The 16,724-nt window shown below is 55.4% G+C and carries 15 protein-coding genes; 7 read left to right on the top strand and 8 right to left on the bottom strand.

Translation table 11 applies throughout. From position 1 onward, the window contains the following. Positions 1-51: 51 nt before the first annotated feature. The 6 genes from manD to RAL88_RS12830 form a co-directional block, all read right to left on the bottom strand. A complete protein-coding gene (gene manD / locus RAL88_RS12855) occupies positions 52-1,278 on the bottom strand; it encodes a D-mannonate dehydratase ManD (protein WP_306263945.1) in 1,227 nt (408 codons plus the stop codon). Between the two features lie 27 nt (positions 1,279-1,305). Then, on the bottom strand, positions 1,306-2,433 hold the full coding sequence (locus RAL88_RS12850) for a Gfo/Idh/MocA family protein (protein ID WP_306263944.1): 1,128 nt from the start codon (positions 2,431-2,433) through the stop codon (positions 1,306-1,308). Positions 2,434-2,668: 235 nt separating this feature from the next. Beyond that, positions 2,669-3,742 carry an ABC transporter ATP-binding protein gene (locus RAL88_RS12845; RefSeq protein ID WP_306263942.1) on the bottom strand — a complete coding sequence of 358 codons (1,074 nt, stop codon included), beginning with the start codon at positions 3,740-3,742 and terminating at the stop codon, positions 2,669-2,671. A 51-nt stretch (positions 3,743-3,793) separates the two neighbouring features. Next, entirely contained in the window at positions 3,794-4,822 is a 1,029-nt protein-coding gene (locus RAL88_RS12840) for a hydroxyacid dehydrogenase (protein ID WP_306263940.1), read from the bottom strand. Positions 4,823-4,855: 33 nt separating this feature from the next. Then, on the bottom strand, positions 4,856-5,593 hold the full coding sequence (locus tag RAL88_RS12835; RefSeq protein ID WP_306263938.1) for an SDR family oxidoreductase: 738 nt from the start codon (positions 5,591-5,593) through the stop codon (positions 4,856-4,858). Beyond that, the gene (locus tag RAL88_RS12830; RefSeq protein WP_306263936.1) at positions 5,590-6,663 is read right to left on the bottom strand and encodes a LacI family DNA-binding transcriptional regulator; all 1,074 of its coding nucleotides are present in this window, start codon (positions 6,661-6,663) and stop codon (positions 5,590-5,592) included. Before RAL88_RS12830 ends, RAL88_RS12835 begins: the two co-directional genes overlap by 4 nt. Positions 6,664-7,099: 436 nt before the next feature. Between RAL88_RS12830 and RAL88_RS12825 the strand changes: the two genes are divergently transcribed. The 5 genes from RAL88_RS12825 (at position 7,100) to RAL88_RS12805 (ending at position 12,377) form a co-directional block, all read left to right on the top strand. Then, positions 7,100-8,404, top strand: coding sequence for an ABC transporter substrate-binding protein (locus tag RAL88_RS12825; RefSeq protein ID WP_306263934.1), 1,305 nt, complete (start codon positions 7,100-7,102; stop codon positions 8,402-8,404). A 100-nt stretch (positions 8,405-8,504) separates the two neighbouring features. Continuing rightward, positions 8,505-9,410 carry a carbohydrate ABC transporter permease gene (locus RAL88_RS12820; RefSeq protein ID WP_306263933.1) on the top strand — a complete coding sequence of 302 codons (906 nt, stop codon included), beginning with the start codon at positions 8,505-8,507 and terminating at the stop codon, positions 9,408-9,410. Positions 9,411-9,415: 5 nt separating this feature from the next. Continuing rightward, on the top strand, positions 9,416-10,303 hold the full coding sequence (locus RAL88_RS12815) for a carbohydrate ABC transporter permease (RefSeq protein ID WP_371932096.1): 888 nt from the start codon (positions 9,416-9,418) through the stop codon (positions 10,301-10,303). 92 nt (positions 10,304-10,395) lie between these two features. Further along, positions 10,396-11,172, top strand: a complete 777-nt coding sequence (locus tag RAL88_RS12810; RefSeq protein ID WP_306263930.1) for a sugar phosphate isomerase/epimerase — start codon at positions 10,396-10,398, stop codon at positions 11,170-11,172. Between the two features lie 224 nt (positions 11,173-11,396). Then, on the top strand, positions 11,397-12,377 hold the full coding sequence (locus tag RAL88_RS12805) for an aldo/keto reductase (RefSeq protein WP_306263928.1): 981 nt from the start codon (positions 11,397-11,399) through the stop codon (positions 12,375-12,377). Positions 12,378-12,584: 207 nt separating this feature from the next. Here the strand turns inward: RAL88_RS12805 and RAL88_RS12800 are convergent, their stop codons facing one another. Both RAL88_RS12800 and RAL88_RS12795 read right to left on the bottom strand, forming a co-directional pair. Further along, positions 12,585-13,505, bottom strand: coding sequence for a DMT family transporter (locus RAL88_RS12800; RefSeq protein WP_306263926.1), 921 nt, complete (start codon positions 13,503-13,505; stop codon positions 12,585-12,587). Between the two features lie 27 nt (positions 13,506-13,532). Continuing rightward, entirely contained in the window at positions 13,533-14,501 is a 969-nt protein-coding gene (locus RAL88_RS12795; protein WP_306263924.1) for a 2-dehydro-3-deoxygalactonokinase, read from the bottom strand. A 127-nt stretch (positions 14,502-14,628) separates the two neighbouring features. Between RAL88_RS12795 and RAL88_RS12790 the strand changes: the two genes are divergently transcribed. After that, on the top strand, positions 14,629-15,555 hold the full coding sequence (locus RAL88_RS12790; protein ID WP_306263922.1) for a dihydrodipicolinate synthase family protein: 927 nt from the start codon (positions 14,629-14,631) through the stop codon (positions 15,553-15,555). Next, positions 15,552-16,721, top strand: coding sequence for a mandelate racemase/muconate lactonizing enzyme family protein (locus RAL88_RS12785; RefSeq protein ID WP_306263920.1), 1,170 nt, complete (start codon positions 15,552-15,554; stop codon positions 16,719-16,721). Before RAL88_RS12790 ends, RAL88_RS12785 begins: the two co-directional genes overlap by 4 nt. Positions 16,722-16,724: the final 3 nt, after the last annotated feature.

Genomic DNA, 16,724 nt, shown 5'->3' with positions numbered 1-16,724 from the left:
CATTGCGCCGGTATCCGGATAAACGGTTCGCTCGCGGTTTCCAACGCGGCTTCAGTAATTCCAGAGCGTTCCGTCTTCCAGTCGCACGACCGGGTGGCTGCCGGGTTTGTAGCTGTAGCGCGCGGCTTCCTTTTCGTCAAAGTCGACGCCCAGGCCGGGCGCGTCGCTGACATATACCATTCCATTCTGCATCCTGTGCGCTGAGGGGAACAGCGCGTCGCATTCGGACGTGCCGAGCACGAGGTATTCCTGAATGCCGAAATTCGGCGCCCAGGCGTTGAGATGGGCGTGAGCCGCCATGCACAGCGGCGAGTGGCTTGGCGCGCCATGGAACCCTGTGCGCACGTGATGCAGCCCCGCCAGATCGACGATGCGTTTGACGTGAGTGATGCCGCCGGCATAAGTGACGGCAACGCGGATGAAGTCGATCAACTCGTTCTCGATCAGCTTGTTGCAATCCCATATCGAATTGAACACCTCGCCGATGGCGATTGGCACGGTGGAATGCTGGCGCATAAGCTTCAGCGCGTTTTGATCCTCAGCCGGGGTCGGATCTTCAAGCCAGAACAGGTTCACCGGTTCGACCGCTTTGGCGAACTCGGCGGCTTCACGCGGCAACAGCCGGTGATGCACGTCGTGCAGGATTTTCAAATCCGGGCCAAAACGCTCGCGGATCCGGGCCAGTGCATCGGGCATGTAACGCATGTAGCGATCAGTGTCCCAGATCTCCACCTTGGGATGGATACCACTGAAATCGGTGATGAAGTTCTTGAAATCGCCCTTCTTCTCCGAGACGCCATAGCTGGCAGTCGGCATTCCGGGGATGCCGCATTGCACGCGGACCGCCTTGTAGCCCTCATCAACGTAATAGGCGATCGAGTCCATCAGGTCTTCGAGGTCGGAGCCGGTGGCGTGACCATAGACCAGTGCGCCCTCGCGGCTTTTGCCACCGAACAGCTGATAAAGCGGCAGGTCGGCGAGCTTGGCCTTGATATCCCACAGCGCCATATCGATTCCGCCAATGGCCGCCATCGCAATCGGGCCGCCCCGGTTGTAGGCACCGCGATAGAAGAACTGCCAGATGTCCTCGGTGTTGCGGGGGTCCTTGCCGATCAGGTTCGGAATCAGGTAGTTCTCCAGATAGGTCGCAGTCACTGTCTCGCGGCTCTTAAGCGTCGCATCGCCCAGCCCGTAGATGCCCTGGTCGGTCATGATCTTCAGCGTGACGTAGGGCTTGCCGGGCCCGCCGACGAACACTTTTGCATCAGTAATTTTCATGGGGATAATCTCCGTTGAAGGTCACATTCAGTTCAGTGCGGTCACGTCCGTCCAGTTGCTGTTGTTGCGGATCAGATCGATGATCTGCTGGTATTGGCTGCCTTCCCTGAACGTCGGGTAGGGTTCGACAGATTCACCTTGAATGTCCCTGACGAACTCTCTCGCCAGATAGTGCCAGCATTGCTCGGTCGCACCAGCGACGTGCGGCACGGTTGCGGCAATCTCCGGGGGCAGAGGCAATTCTTCCCAGGTCTTGCCCTTGCCCCACAGATACAACTGACCACTGCCATAGTGGCCCTTGATGTAAATCGCGCCTTCGGTGCCGTAGAATACGATGTGGTCCTCGTGGAACCGGGGCACCAGTCCACCATGCTTGAACAGCACCGAAACCGGTTTTTCGGCGAACGCGCTCTTTATCTGCGCCAGCACCGTGTAGGACCATTCGACGTTGCTTTCCCCCCATTTGAGCGAAGGGTCGTCGAGGTCCGTGGGAATGAAGTCACGCCGCGTTGCGAAATTGTGCACGCCCTCCACGATTGGGGCGCGGCCGAGGTCATCGCGGGTTTCACCGATGATTGACAGGATGTTTTCACCGATAACCGATGTCACGATGGACAGCGTATGGGTGAAGTTGTTGTTCAGGCGGCCGCCGCCGTCTTCCTTGCGGTGAGACCATCCGAAGGGAATTTCATGCTCCAGGTTGAAGTGCGACATGCACTCAACCTCAACCGGTTCGCCAATCGCGCCAGCCGCGACCAATTTTCTGGCGTGCAAAACGCTCGGCGCGTAGCGGAAGCTGGCGGCATAGGCTGTCTTGACGTTATGTTGCTGCGCAAGTTTGTAAAGCTCGACTGCGGAGTCGCTGGTTGCTGTCATCGGCTTGTCGCAAAACACATGACACCCGAATTCGATGGCCTGCTTGATGGGCTCGTAATGGGCACCACCCGGCGTCGCAATGGCGACGATATCTGGTTGGCAGGCATTCAATGCTTGTTGCCAGTCGGTGCCTGAATACGGGATAGCCATTTTGGCGGCCACCTCGCTCACGACATGCGCGGTGCGGCCGACGATGCCGACGACGTCGGCACCGGCCCCACGAAAAGCATCAGCATGGCCTTGTCCGGCAAAGCCGGTGCCGGAAATCAGGACTTTCAAGCTGCAATCCTCCTCTTTGCGTCGGGTTCCCATAGCTACCGCCGCCTATACGGTTTCGGCGTCGGCCATTTATTTATGATATGTGACTGAAGCGGCAGGCGCGGACCCAATCAATGCAACATCCAAGACACCAGACCAGTTTCTGGACCGCAAGCCTATGCCTGAAGCAACATGATGATCGCCAGCTCGAAAACTCAATAGATCGCTCCATGTTCGAGTGAGCGCGCAGCGCCAGCTAGACACGACGCCCGGTTTCCTTATCGAAGATATGGACCTTTTCGGGATCGATCGAGACTGCGAGCGTCTGGCCTATGTCGACGTCTATCCCACCTTCCAGGACTGCGGTCGCCGAGGTGTTGGCCAACTCAAAAGTCACATGGGTTTGGGCGCCGGTAGGTTCGACAAGTTTGGTGGTGCCCGAAAGTGGAGCGCCAGAAGCATTCAGGGCAAAGTGCTCGGGACGCATTCCAACAATGACTTTCTGGTGTTCAGCCAAACTACGATGGTGACTGGGAACCGGCACGGATTGACCACCGGAAAACAAAGCCGCCAAGCCACTGTCGGTCTTGACGATTGTCGCATCGATCAGATTCATCGAGGGCGTCCCTATGAAGCCGGCAACAAAAAGATTCTGCGGCGAGTTGTAGAGAGTGATAGGGCTGCCAACCTGCTCGATATTGCCGCCGCTCAGAATCACGACCCGGTCGGCAAGGGTCATCGCTTCGATCTGGTCATGGGTTACATATATAGAGGTTGTTTTGACGCGTTGATGAAGTGTCTTGATCTCGGAGCGCATCTGGACCCGCAATTTCGCATCGAGGTTCGAAAGCGGCTCGTCGAACAAAAACACCGCCGGGTTTCGAACGATTGCGCGACCCATGGCAACGCGCTGCCGCTGTCCACCCGAGAGCTGTCCGGGTTTACGTTCGAGTAGCGCGTCAAGTTCGAGCAGCTTTGCCACCTCTTGAACCTTGATGTCGATTTCGCGACGTTTGAGCCCGGAAAGTTTCAGGTTGAAGCCCATGTTTCGGGCAACCGTCATATGCGGATAGAGCGCATAATTCTGGAACACCATCGCAATGTTGCGCTCACGAGGATTGAGGTGATTGACGACTTTGCCGTCGATCTTGATTTCCCCCTCGCTTGCCGGCTCCAGCCCGGAAATGATCCGCAGCAAAGTCGATTTGCCGCAGCCGGATGGACCAACCAGAGCAACAAATTCACCATCCTCAATGTGAAGGTCAACACCGTGGATGACTTCAACGGCACCAAAGGCTTTCTTCAGCCCAGTGATTTCTACAGAGGCCATTGGCCCTCCCAATCCTTATTTTCCCATCGATCGATTCAAGCCGGTCACCGCTCATGCCAAAGCGGCGGCTCGTTCACGAATGATCTCTTGTTTCAGTGTCTCGCCCGACAGAAACCGCCGGACCTCTTCCACTGCCGAGAGCCCCTGGTGAATGTAGCTCTCAACGGTGTGGCCAGCGCAGTGCGGGGATAGATAGATGTTTTGCAACTCGCGCAACGCGTCGTCGTCAGGCAGCGGCTCTATGTCGAAAGTGTCAATCGCCGCGAATATGCGTCCTTGCTGCAGAACCTCAAGCAGGGCACCCTTTTCGATCAACCCGGCTCGCGCCGTGTTGACCAGTAATCCGCCCGGTTGAAGGCTCTCGAGGTGATCTCGAGTAATCATACCTTCTGTTGCCGGAAGGTTGGCAGCGTGCAAACTCACGACGCTGCAGCGTTCAAAAAGTTCTTCCAGGCCGAGCAACGTCACGCCAAGCTCTTTTGCCTGAGCCGTGTCGATGAACGGATCATAGACGCATACGTTGCATCCGAAAGGACGCAGCATTTTCTGCACCAGGTGACCAACATATCCGAGGCCCACGATTCCGACATCCTGCGCGCCAAGAAGCCGACCCAGATGGTTGTGGCGCAGCTCAAACCACGGCTTACCGGCACGGAGCCCTGCGTCCATTTCCGTATGACGTCGAAGATGTGCCAGTATTTGTGCAAGGGTGAATTCCGCGACTGCATCGGCGATTTTAGGGGCCGCATGGCTGACGCGGATGTGCCCGGCTTCAAGTGAGCCGAGGATATCCAAGGCCTTGATCGATCCCGCTGCGTGCGAAACGAACACGACGCTGCCCCTGGGCGCGAGCGACTCGATCGGAAGTTTTGGACTTTTCCATCCGGTGATAGCGACGGGGACGTCTTCCAGCAATTCGGGCAGGCTCTCGCCGGCAAGCTGATCGTCTGCCGCGATCACCGGCTCGGCAAAGGTCGCCAAAGCTTCCACAACGACATCGGTGAATATGCGGTTGCGGGTCTCCTCGGGTATCAGCACGGCAACTCTTGGCCGGTTGGTGGCGAGTGATGAACTTTGCATGTCTTTTACCTTAATTCTTGTCGTTGGGTTTGGTCAGCGGATCGCCGGCTGCATGATTATTTCGGAAATATGTGCCCGCTCTGGCAAGCGCATGACGAACATGCAGGCGTCGGCAATGTCTTCTGGCTGAAGCGCCTTGGCACGCATTTCGGCGGTTGGGGGGGTTGGTCGCTTTTCCAGCAGCGGCGTGTCGGTCATGCCCGGCAGAATGACCGTAGCGCGAATGTTATTTTGCCACTCTTCTTCCATGATCGCATGGGTCATCGCCATGACGCCCGCCTTTGTGGCCTGATAGGCCGCTCCGGACGGGTCGGGCTTTCTGGCTGCCGTCGAGGAGATATTGATGAGCAGCCCACCACCGCGCTGGCGGAAAATCGGGACGATTAACCTGGCAAGATTGAAGGCCGCGTTGAGGTTCGTATCGATCATCGACGCCCAAGCCTCGGACGTCAGGTCAACGAACGCACGTTTGACAATGTTGACCCCGATCGTATTGACCAATGTGTCGATCCCGTCCAGTTCCCGCTGGTGACCGGCGAATGCTTTGGACAGCGCTGTTGCATCTGCAGCGTCGCCTTGTATGCAAAGAACAGAGGCCGCCCCGCGCTCTGTTGCCTCGTGCTCAATCTCTTCCAATCGCGCCTTGTCCCGGCCAAGAAGAACAAGGCCGGCACCGGCGGATGCAGCGGCGCGGGCCGTCGAACGGCCCATGCCGCTTGTCGCACCTGCAATTAGGATGTTTCGACCTGAGAGGTTTGTGTCTGTGCTCATGTTTTTGATCTCGATTGGAATTTGACGGAGGTACTCGGGGCGGCGGTCGAAGCGCGAACAATCAATTCTGGTCGCAATTCAACATGGGGATCATCAATCTCGCCTTTCGACTCCAGCGTATCGATGAGCTTTGCGACCATCAGCTCCGCCATTCTCTCAACGGGTTGCCGAACTGTGGTCAATGGCGGCTGCATAACCTCGGCCATGAAAATATCGTCAAACCCGACGACGGAAAGATCTTCGGGTACCCGATAGCCAAGTTCGCGCGCGCCTGCGCAGGCACCAATCGCGTACATATCGTTGACGGTAAACACTGCCGTAGGCGGATCATCCAGGGTTAGCAGTTCACGAATTCCGGTTCTGCCAAGATCAGCAGACTGGCTGTCGCCAAATCCTGTGGCATTGGGCCCGAGCCAAACAAGATCGGGGTCCAGCGTGAGCCCGGCCTTCTTGAGCTCGGAGCGCATCCCATTCAGCCGGGCGGTCCGGTTCGATGTGCCAATAGGGCCGGAAATAAAAGCGATGCGCTTATGGCCCAACCCTATCAGATGACGTGTGGCCAATCGTGCGCCGAGTGCTTGGTCGACGCTTACAGAGCACGAAACCACCCCTTGCGCACCACGTGTTTTGCGGTCGAACGCGGCAACCTGCATTCCCTTTTCTGCGAGTTCACGCAAGTAGTCGAACGAAACCGGCGAAGACCCCAGGATGACGCCACGAATCGAAGAACCATAGAGCGACGACAGATAGTTGGCTTCCAGTTCAGGATCGCGTTCCGCGTTGCAAATCAGGACCTGGTAACCGCGCTTCAGCGCTTCTTTTTCAATTAGCTGTGAGACGTTGCCCCAGAATGGGTTCGCAACAGACGGGACAACAAGGCCAATAGTTCTGATCTGCCCTGACCGAAGCTGACGGGCGACGGCGTTTGGGGTGTATTGCAGTTCAGTAATGGCCTCCTGGACGCGGCGCAACGTTTGGGCTCCCATCTTCGCGTGCCGACCGTTAATCACATTGGAGATGGTGCTGACAGACACGCCGGCTTTTTTCGCCACATCTTTAATTCCTGCCATTTAACTATCTCACTTAGGTTTCACCAAGGGACGGTTGCCGGGGCCGCCCTGCCACTATCCAGACTAACAGTCTTTGGTAACACGTTATATATAATAACTGGAATGCCGGTTGTTTTTCCAGCACGTTTTTCTTCAAACACACTTTTTTTGATAACTCAATCCGCACTTGATGCAGCGTCAGTGGGAAGAATGGATCGACTCGTTATTTTCAGATGATATAAAAATATCAGTTTTTTCAGTTGTTTATGATGATAACTTATTAAAAATTAATACCTATGGCGGCGCAATAGTGAGCGCCGCATTACTATCAGAAAGCCAGTGAATTTTTTTGTCGACTTTGGTGCAACGTTTTACTATATTCGATCTGTGGACTCTCGAATTGCGGATTTCCGTACCGAGAGTTCCACAGCTTGGTCGAGCTCACAGGGAGGAAAAAATGACCACATCTCATTCACGCAGACGATTTCTGAAACAGAGTACAGTCGTGGCCGGTGGCTTCGCGCTGACCGTTGTTTCGAATGGTGCAATGGCTCAGGGGAAGAAAAAGGTCCGTTTCAGCGGATATGTTGAATCGGAGGAGCAACTGGCTACAACGCTAAAAGTGCTCAAGGCATATGAAGCGAAGAATCCCGATGTAGAAATTATTCCGGAATTCTCGAATTTCCGGTCTTTCACCGACAAGCTTGCGACGGAAGCTGCCGGCGGCAACGCACCCGACATGTTCAGCGTGAACGTCGATTTGCTGGCCGAATATGCCGCACGTGGCGTCTTAACACCGCTGTCAAAATGGATTCCTGACCCGCTTGACGTCTCAGCGTACCAGGATGGCAGTATTTTTGGTGCCACGTATAGAGATGAGCTTTATGCCATCCCGAACGATGCGATTGCGCCCGCCATCATCTACAGTCCTAAAAAGTTCGAAGAACTTGGCGTTGCGGTTCCCGATGACTTTTTCACTTGGGAGCAACTGCACGAGACGGCTGTAGCGCTTGGCACGGCATACGGGCGTGGCTTCTGGGGCATCGAAGACGGTGGCGGCAACTACGTTCCGTGCGACATTTTCCTCAGGGCCAAGGGGAAATCCATGTTCACTCCGGAGCATACGCTTGGATTCGAAGCGGCGGATATGGCTGCCTGGTTCCAGTACTGGGAGGATATGCGTAAAGCTGGTGGCGCTCCGCCGGCAGATGTTCAGGCTCAGGCTGGCGACAATTCCACCACTTTGGGCATCGTGCGCGGCCGTTCAGCCATGTTGATCCAGATGACCGACAGTTATGTCGGCATCGGTGCCCTGGTGGAGGATCCGCTTGAACTTCACATGCTGCCGAACGGCCATGCCGGCGGTGAAATGAAGCAGCATCACTACGATTATGCCGGGAACTCGACCGGGATCTGGTCACAATCGACTGAAAAAGATCTGTGTATCGACATAATTCGCTTCATGCACTTCGACCCGGAAGGTGTTGAGCTATTTTATACCGGCAGTGGCATGATTCCCGCCTCGACCGCCGGCCTCGAAAAGTTCGGCGCTACAGGCAATAAAGAAGAGAAGAAGCTGGTTGCCTACCTCGCGAAACTTCGCGAAGACCCGGCACCTTCGCGCCGTCCAGGCGTGGGTGGCCTTGGTGGCATGTTCCGCCGTACGAACGAGTCCGTTGCATTTGGCGATGCAACCCCGCTTGAAGCGTCGGAAGCGTTTATTGCCGAAGCTGAGGAAAAGCTCGCAGCGCTTAAGAAATAAAATCACTCTCCGGAGGGACATTGCAGGCGGATCAGTTTGCTTTGTCCTTCCGCCTCCGGGCGCGGCCTGCAATCTTTGAGGGAACGGATAGCGCGGTCTCATGAGCAAGACAAAGAATTTCTCTACAAAGCAGAATGGCGTTGCTTTTCTGTTTCTGTCTCCCTGGATCATCGGGTTTGCTTTGCTGACCCTGGGCCCTCTGATTGGGTCAATGTATCTTTCCTTGACAGATTACGATCTGTTCACCTCGCCCGAGTGGGCAGGCACGGCCAATTACGAAAAGCTTTTGAGCGGTGACTCGCGCTATATTCAATCGCTCAAAGTTACCTTCGGTTATGTCTTCTTCTCGGTGCCACTGAAACTGGGCTTCGCCTTGTTTATTGCGCTGATACTGAATCGTGGCCTGCGTGGCCTGGGTCTGTACCGGTCAGTTTTCTACCTTCCTTCCCTGCTCGGCGGCAGTGTGGCCGTGGCGATCATGTGGCGCCAGATCTTTTCCTATGACGGCATCATCAATCATTTTTTATGGACTTACTTCGAGTACGATGCTCCCAGCTGGATCACCAATCCGGACTATGCACTTGGGACGCTGGTATTGTTGGCGGCATGGCAATTCGGTGCGCCGATGGTCATTTTTCTGGCAGGCCTCAAGCAGATTCCGCAAGACATGTACGACGCAGCCGCCATCGATGGGGCGCGACCGGTGCAGCAGTTTTTCTATGTAACAATCCCGCTTCTAACACCCATCATCTTCTTCAATTTCGTGATGCAGACGATCGGGTCATTTCAAGCCTTTACGCCGTCATACATCATCTCCGATGGCTCAGGCGGTCCGGCAGACGCGACGCTGTTCTATACGCTGTATCTTTATGAACAGGCGTTTACGGATTTCCAGATGGGATATGCATCTGCAATTGCGTGGGTGCTGGTGGGAATCATCGCCATCGCAACATCGATTTCCTTCCTGAGTGCAAAATACTGGGTGCATTACGGGGATCAGGAATAAGGGCCATGGCAAAAGCGGGAACGAGCAACATGACTTCCGAAATCAACCAGACCACCGTAAAATCCAAGGCACGATCACGCCTGCTCATGCATGCCTTCCTGATTATTTTCGGACTGGTCATGCTTTATCCGTTGGTCTGGCTTGCCGTAAGTTCGTTGAAACCTTCAAACGTCATCTTTTCTGACACCAGCATTATTCCGCGACATTTTGAGTGGCAAAACTACACCAGAGGTTGGAAAGGTGTGGCCGCGCCCTTCAACGTCTTCTTTAAAAACAGCTTTGTAATTGCGAGTCTGGCGGTCGTTGGAAATGTATTGTCCTGCTCGTTTGTAGCCTATGCATTCGCGCGTCTGGAATTCGCATTTAAAAAGCCTTTGTTTGCGATCATGCTGATGACGATCATGCTTCCTGTGCATGCGTCCCTGATTCCGCAATATATTCTGTTCAACTGGTTTGGATGGGTAAATACGATCCTGCCGATCATAGTGCCGAAGTTTCTGGCAGTTGATGCCTTTTTCATTTTTCTGATGGTTCAGTTTATCCGGGGCATTCCACGAGAGCTTGATGAGGCTGCGGCGATTGATGGTGCCGGACCTATCCGCATCTATTTCTCGATCATCATGCCGCTCCTGACGCCGGCACTCGTCACAACCGCCGTGTTTTCATTCCTTTGGACCTATGAAGACTTCCTGACGCCTCTGATCTACCTGACATCGATCGAAAACTACACTGTTCCGCAAGGGCTCCGCCTTTTGCAGGCCTCGCGCGGGGCAAGTACCTGGGGATCGATGCTGGCAATGTCGCTTCTGTCGCTTGTTCCAATGTTCATCGTCTTCTTTATTTTCCAGAGGAAACTGATCGACGGAATAGCAACCACAGGGCTGAAGGGCTGAACTCTCGCACTGACAAACAAAACGATTGGAAGGACGTTGCCTCTATGACCAAACCGCTGATTTCAGTATTCACGAAACCCTGGACAGATCCATTGCCAGAACTGGCGGCAAAACTGACTGGCCTCGGATTTGAAGGCGTTGAACTGGCGGTTCGTCCCGGCTATCAGGTATTGCCGGAAAACGTGTCTACGGACCTGCCCAAGGCTGCCAAGTTGCTGGAAGAAAACGGATTGAAAGTGGCGAGCATCGCCGGTGAGATCGATGAAGTCACAATCAACTCCTGTGGTCAGGCCGGAGTTGGAATTATTCGGATTTGTGCGGCGATTGACATGGGCATCGGTTACCTTGCCTCGGTTGATAGCTATCGGCGCAGGTTTGACGCGGTCTTGCCTGCGCTCGAGAGAAATGGTGTCGCGATCGGCGTGCAAAACCATTATGGCGAGAATATCGGAAGCGCCGCAGGACTTGCCCACCTTCTTTCAGATTACGATCCCAAACTTGTTTGCGCGGTCTTGGACATGGGCCATTGCGCCGTCGACGGTGAACCGGTCCGCATGGCCGTGGACATTGCCCGTCCCCACTTGAACGGACTGGTGAACTTCAAAAGCGCCTGCCACCTGCGCGCGAACGGACCAGAGCTTGAGGCCGAATACGTCGTGCATTGGACGACCTATGATCACGGCGGTTATAACTGGCGGGAACTTGTTTCTGCGCTGCATGAAGCCGGTTTTGGGGGCACGTTCTGCATGCCTGCCGAGTACAGTACTCAGGCGGGAACAAAGGGCCAGCGCATGGGCGATGATGTCATTCCATTCCTGAGTAAGGATATTGCTCATCTGAAAGCTCTGATCGACGAAATCTATGTTTGAACCGAAGCGCGACAGCTCGATGGCATTGCGTCCAGAATCCGGGCTACAGGCGGGATGAGTCACGTCGGCGACAGGTCCGCACCGGGTGTCGGCTTCAAAGTGGAAACTGCGGCAAACTAATCCTGTAACCGCTCCTGCATGCCCGTCGACCGCCCGGAAGAGAGAATAGTGAGGAGCCGGTAATCCACCGGTCATCGCATCATATTAAAACGAGGAAACTAACAGTGAACAGTAAATTCGGTAAAACCGATCTGACAACAAGTCCTATCGTCTACGGCTGCATGGGCGGTTCCGGTGCCTTTGGTGCCCAGGACGAGACAGACTCCATCGAAGCGCTGCAGGAAGCCTTCAACGTAGGTATCAACTTTTTCGACACCGCCGAAGCCTATGGCAACGGGTATTCAGAACAGCTCCTGAGCCGCGCTCTGGGCGACAAGCGCTCCGAACTGGTCATTTCATCCAAAGTCGCCACCCCGAATCTGGCTCCTGATGACGTGATTGAAGCTTGTGAGCGCAGCCTGAAGAATTTGGGCACCGACATCATCGATCTGTATATGCTGCACTGGCCCAACAGAGACGTTCCCCTTGCCGATAGTATCGGCGCTCTGAAGAAACTCAAGGCAGACGGCAAAATCCGCTGGTATGGTGTGTCCAACTTCGGCAGCAACGACATCGACGATGCGCTGGAACTGGGAGACATTTCCGTTAACCAGCTTCCCTACCACCTGTATTTTCGTGCCATTGAGTTTGAGGTGCAGCCCAAATGCGAGGCCGCCGGCGTGCCCATCATGTGTTACTCCTCGCTGATGCAGGGCCTTCTGGCGGGCAAATACAAGTCCCTGGACGAGTTCCCCGTGAACCGCGCCCGCACCCGGATGTTCGATCATCGCAAATGGGCCGACGCAGTGCACAATGAAAACGGTGCCGAAGAAGCCGGTCAGGAACTCCTGGACGCGCTGTGGAAACTTGTGGATGAAACCGGTCTGTCCATGGAAGAACTGGCTATTGGCTGGCTGAAAACCCGCCGCGCTGTCGGCGGAGTAATCGTGGGAACCCGAAATGCCAAGCAGAGCCGGGATCTGAAGAAATTGCTCGACGTGAGCCTTGACGATGCCGTACTGCAGACCCTGAGTGATGCATCCAACCGGCTCAAGCAAGAGCTGGGTCGTGACGTCGATATGTGGGGCAAGGGCAGAACCAGATAGGAATACAAAGGAAGGACCTTCCTGCTGGATTAGAGTCACGTCGTTCCAGTTATAACAAACTGCTGCGAACGACCGGGCTCCTCAGTTCTCTCTGTACGACTTTGAATGTCCGCAAACGGCAAATTTTCTGCGACTCAAATTCACCAATCACAACTTCTCACAGCTACATAATTCCCGTTAAAATCATCGCAATTCTGCCCGCCGGATTTATTTAATTTTGCGATTTCGCTTGATGAGTTGCTGGCCTATCAGAACTCCGGAGAGCGCTATGATGCTAGCGCCGAGGAGCGTCTGCGATGATGGCCATTGTTTGAAAACCAGGCCATCTATCAGCGCCGCCCAGATGATGGCGGTGTAACGTGTCGATCCGATCACTGCCAGACGGCCATACATGGTTGCCGTTGCGATGAGCAGACTGCTGCACATGAACAGGGTGGCGGCCATTGCCGTGAGCATCAGCTCATCCATTCCCGGCGGCTTCCATGGCACCAGCAAAGCCGCCGGGATAATGACAAGCAATGTGACTGCACTGCTGGCGGTCATCAGATTTACCGGGTCATCCTGTTTCATGTAAAAGCGGGTTATGGCATCACGCGCGCAATAAAGCATGGCGCCAAGGGCAGCCGCGCTCAGACCCAGCGATGCATCGGGGCCGAGCAATCCAGAACCGAATTCCGGGCCCAGTTTCCCACCGGTTGCCAGAAAGGCACCGAAAAAGCCGACTGCAATAAAAAGCGCGGTCAGCACTGAGACAGGTTCTCTGCGTGTTACCGCTCCAATCGCGGTCACTCCCATGGGAATGAGCATCATAAAGGTTGCAACGATGCTGAGCGATAAATGAGCCAGGGCCGTCAGCAGCGAAATCGTGGCCAGTGCGTCGCACAAAGAGCGGCTGATCAAGCGTGACGACCATCGCAGATGCTGGCGTTTTGTAACCAGCCGGATCGGCAGCAGAAACACCAGCATCATCACGGATCGCAGGGCGGCAATTTCAGTCGAAGGCAGAAAGGCGAGCTGCTTGAGAAGAAAATTGTTGCCGACACCCGCTGCAATGGCGAGCAGTCCGGTAAAGACGGCGCGGCGCTCGCTTATCTGGCTCTTTACCGCTGGTTCTGCCGGCCTTGCCACGCTGCTCAAACGCCGCTGTGATCGCAATTATGCTGCATGGGTGATTTTGCTTTTACGGTGTGAGGCAATCGCCAGCGCACCATCGATTGCCGCCTCTTCCCGGCCTTTGCGAACCGTGAGATTCAGCGACCGGGCGACGCGCTCATAACGATCATTCAAACCGTCATTGCCGACAATTCCGATTTCCCCTCCGATTTCCGCCTGACGGTCAATCCAGCCGCACAGGTCAGCCTGCCTGAACTCGTGGCCGATGAGGAGACCCGATATATAGTCGCGGGTCTCGGTGGCTGCCATTTGTCCTGCAAGGATGCCGGTGCGGGCCGAGAACAGAAGCGACAGCAAAGCGTCTGTCTCAGGCAATGCGCGCCCCGCCTGCTCTGCGCCGCGATCAAATGCAGCCCAGTCCATTGCGCCGGTTTCGTCACCGGCGGCCTTTGCGATGAAAGAATGTTTCGACAGCAAGGCAAATATTTCACCGGTTACGAAAGTCTGGAAGCCCTGAATGCGGCCATCCCCGATGCGCGCCCATTTGCTGTGTGTTCCAGGCAAAACAACGCAGATATCCTTGTCCAGGCCAAAGCCGACAATCTGTGTCTCCTCACCGCGCATGACGTCGGGAAAGGGCGTCCGCGCGGGGTCGGTTATGCCGGGCAGAAGGAGCACCGGACATCCGTTGGTCAGATGCCTGCTGACAATGCCTTTTGCCAGATCGGCTGGTGTTGCCGGACACGAGACATAGGGCACCTCAACCCAGCCGTTGCGGCTTGTGACCATGCCGAGCGCCAGAATCGGCAAGATGCCATATGTGTCAATCCAGCCGGATATGGCAGTGGTCAGCTCAGCTTCATAAGCGTCATCGGCAATGAACTGGATACCGCGTTCGCTCTCCATCCTGTCCCCGATTGTGCCATCCGGCGAGATTAAAAAAGCCCGCAATGATGTCGTGCCCCAATCGACCACAATGTGTGATGGATGAAAATTCTGCGGTTTCGTCATTGCTGAAATCCCTTTTGTATCGTGTGAGCGCCTCACAGAAACGCCAATGAACTTACCCCTTGCAATATCCGCACGATTTAATTAGTGTCAATATATAATTCATAGTATCATAATATGGACATATATAATGAGCGCTGCTTTGACAGGAATTTTGCCGGTTCTGCCAACCCCGTTCGCTGCGGATGGCACGGTTGACACAGCGGCAACAAAAGCGCTGGTTCAGTTCGCTGTTGAGGCCGGCGTATCCGGTGTCGTGTTTCCGGGGTTTGCCAGTGAAGTGGAAACACTGACCTCCACAGAGCGCGCTGCGCTGCTGAAAATTGTCGCCGACAACGCTCTGGGACATGTCGATGTGGTGGCCGGTGCGAGCGCCGCGACACCGGCCGAGGTGATAGAGCATGGCAAATCCGCAGCCGCACTTGGCATCCAGTTTCTGATGATCCAGACACCGAAAGCGATCGGCTCGGATCTCGCGCCGGTTCAGGCGTTTTTATCGGAAGTTGCTGAAGCCCTGCCGGAGGCGCAGATTATTCTGCAAAATGCCCCGGCACCGCGCGGCTCTGACCTGTCTCCGGAAACGATCCTCAATCTGGCGCGGGCAATTCCGCAAATCGCATATGTAAAAGAGGAAACCCTACCCGCCGGTCCGGCTATTTCCCGCATTCTGGAAAACCGGCCGGCATCGCTGAAGGGCGTTATCGGCGGTGGTGGCGCTCGCTACATTCTGGATGAGTATGGGCGCGGCGCCTGCGCGGCTATGCCGGCGATTGAAATTGCTGATCTTCACGTCGCACTGGATCGGGCCTGGCGTGCCGGAAATCGCCAGCAAGCACGCGACATCTATGTCAAAACCCTGCCCCTGCTGACCTTGCAGGCGGTTTATCGCATGAGATTGACGAAATTGACGATGATGCATCGCGGCATCCTCCACAATGCCGAAGTGCGCGCCCCGACGCCGGAAGTCGATGCGGCGGCAAAGGCCGATATTCTGGCAAATCTGGCTGAGCTTGGAATTGCGAGCTCAGCTTCAGCCGCACAGGACGCCGCAGAATGAATGACACCGTAAAATCGGTCGAGGTTTTCACGCTGACGCTGACACGCGACACGCCGTATCTGGGTGCGGGGCGGCCGGGGGAAGAGCCTAATGCGCAAGGCTATTTTGTGCGCAAGGCCAACCGGACGGTCTATACTGCGTTTGATCGCAGTGTACTGGTACGCATTGAAACCGGTCATGGAATTGTCGGCTGGGGCGAAACCTATGGCCTGGTCGCGCCGGGCGCAGTCGGTGCAATCATCAATGATCTTCTGGCCGGTTTTACGATAGGTCGCGATCCCAACGATCCAACCCTGATCTATGATGATCTTTATGATCTGATGCGGGTGCGCGGCTACACTGGCGGCTTTTACGTCGATGCACTGGCCGCCATTGATATTGCGCTCTGGGATATTGCCGGAAAGCAGCAGGGCAAACCGGTCCATGCACTGCTTGGCGGCGCTGTTCACAGCCGGATACCAGCCTATGTGTCCGGATTGCCGGAATCCACCAGAGCCAAGCGCGCCGCGCTTGCCCAGACCTGGCAGGCGCGAGGCTTCAACGCGTTCAAATTTGCAACGCCGGTGGCCGATGACGGAGCGGCGGCGGAAATGGAAACGCTGCGCTCGGCCCTTGGCGATGAGGCGCGCATTGCAGCAGATATGCACTGGAACCAAACCGCCGATGAAGCGCTGGAGCTTATTGCCGCTATGCAACCATACGGGTTGTGGTTTGCCGAAGCGCCGGTACGTACAGAAGATATTTGCGGGCTCGAGAGGGTTACAAAAACATCGGCAACCCCGATTGCAGTCGGTGAGGAATGGCGCACCGAGCATGATTTTTTGCAGCGGGTCGGGCGTTGCAAAATCGCGATTGTGCAGCCGGAAATGGGCCACAAGGGTATTACCAATTTCATGCGTATCGGCGCTATTGCCGCAGCGCACTCTATTGAAATCATCCCGCACGCAACCATTGGCACGGGTGTTTTTCTGGCCGCAAGCCTGCAGGCAAGCTCCGCCTTAAGTGCCGTCACCTGTCATGAATTTCAGCATTCGATTTTTGAACCCAATCGCCGGCTGCTGGCCGGAGACATGGATTGTGAAAAAGGCGCCTACACCTTGCCGACCGGCAATGGACTGGGCGTCGAATTATCGTCAGAGGCATTGGAACTGCTTCAGCGACTTTAAACC

This window comes from Pararhizobium sp. IMCC3301, from assembly GCF_030758315.1.
GTDB lineage: Bacteria > Pseudomonadota > Alphaproteobacteria > Rhizobiales.
This window is presented reverse-complemented; position numbering and strand designations above follow the sequence as displayed.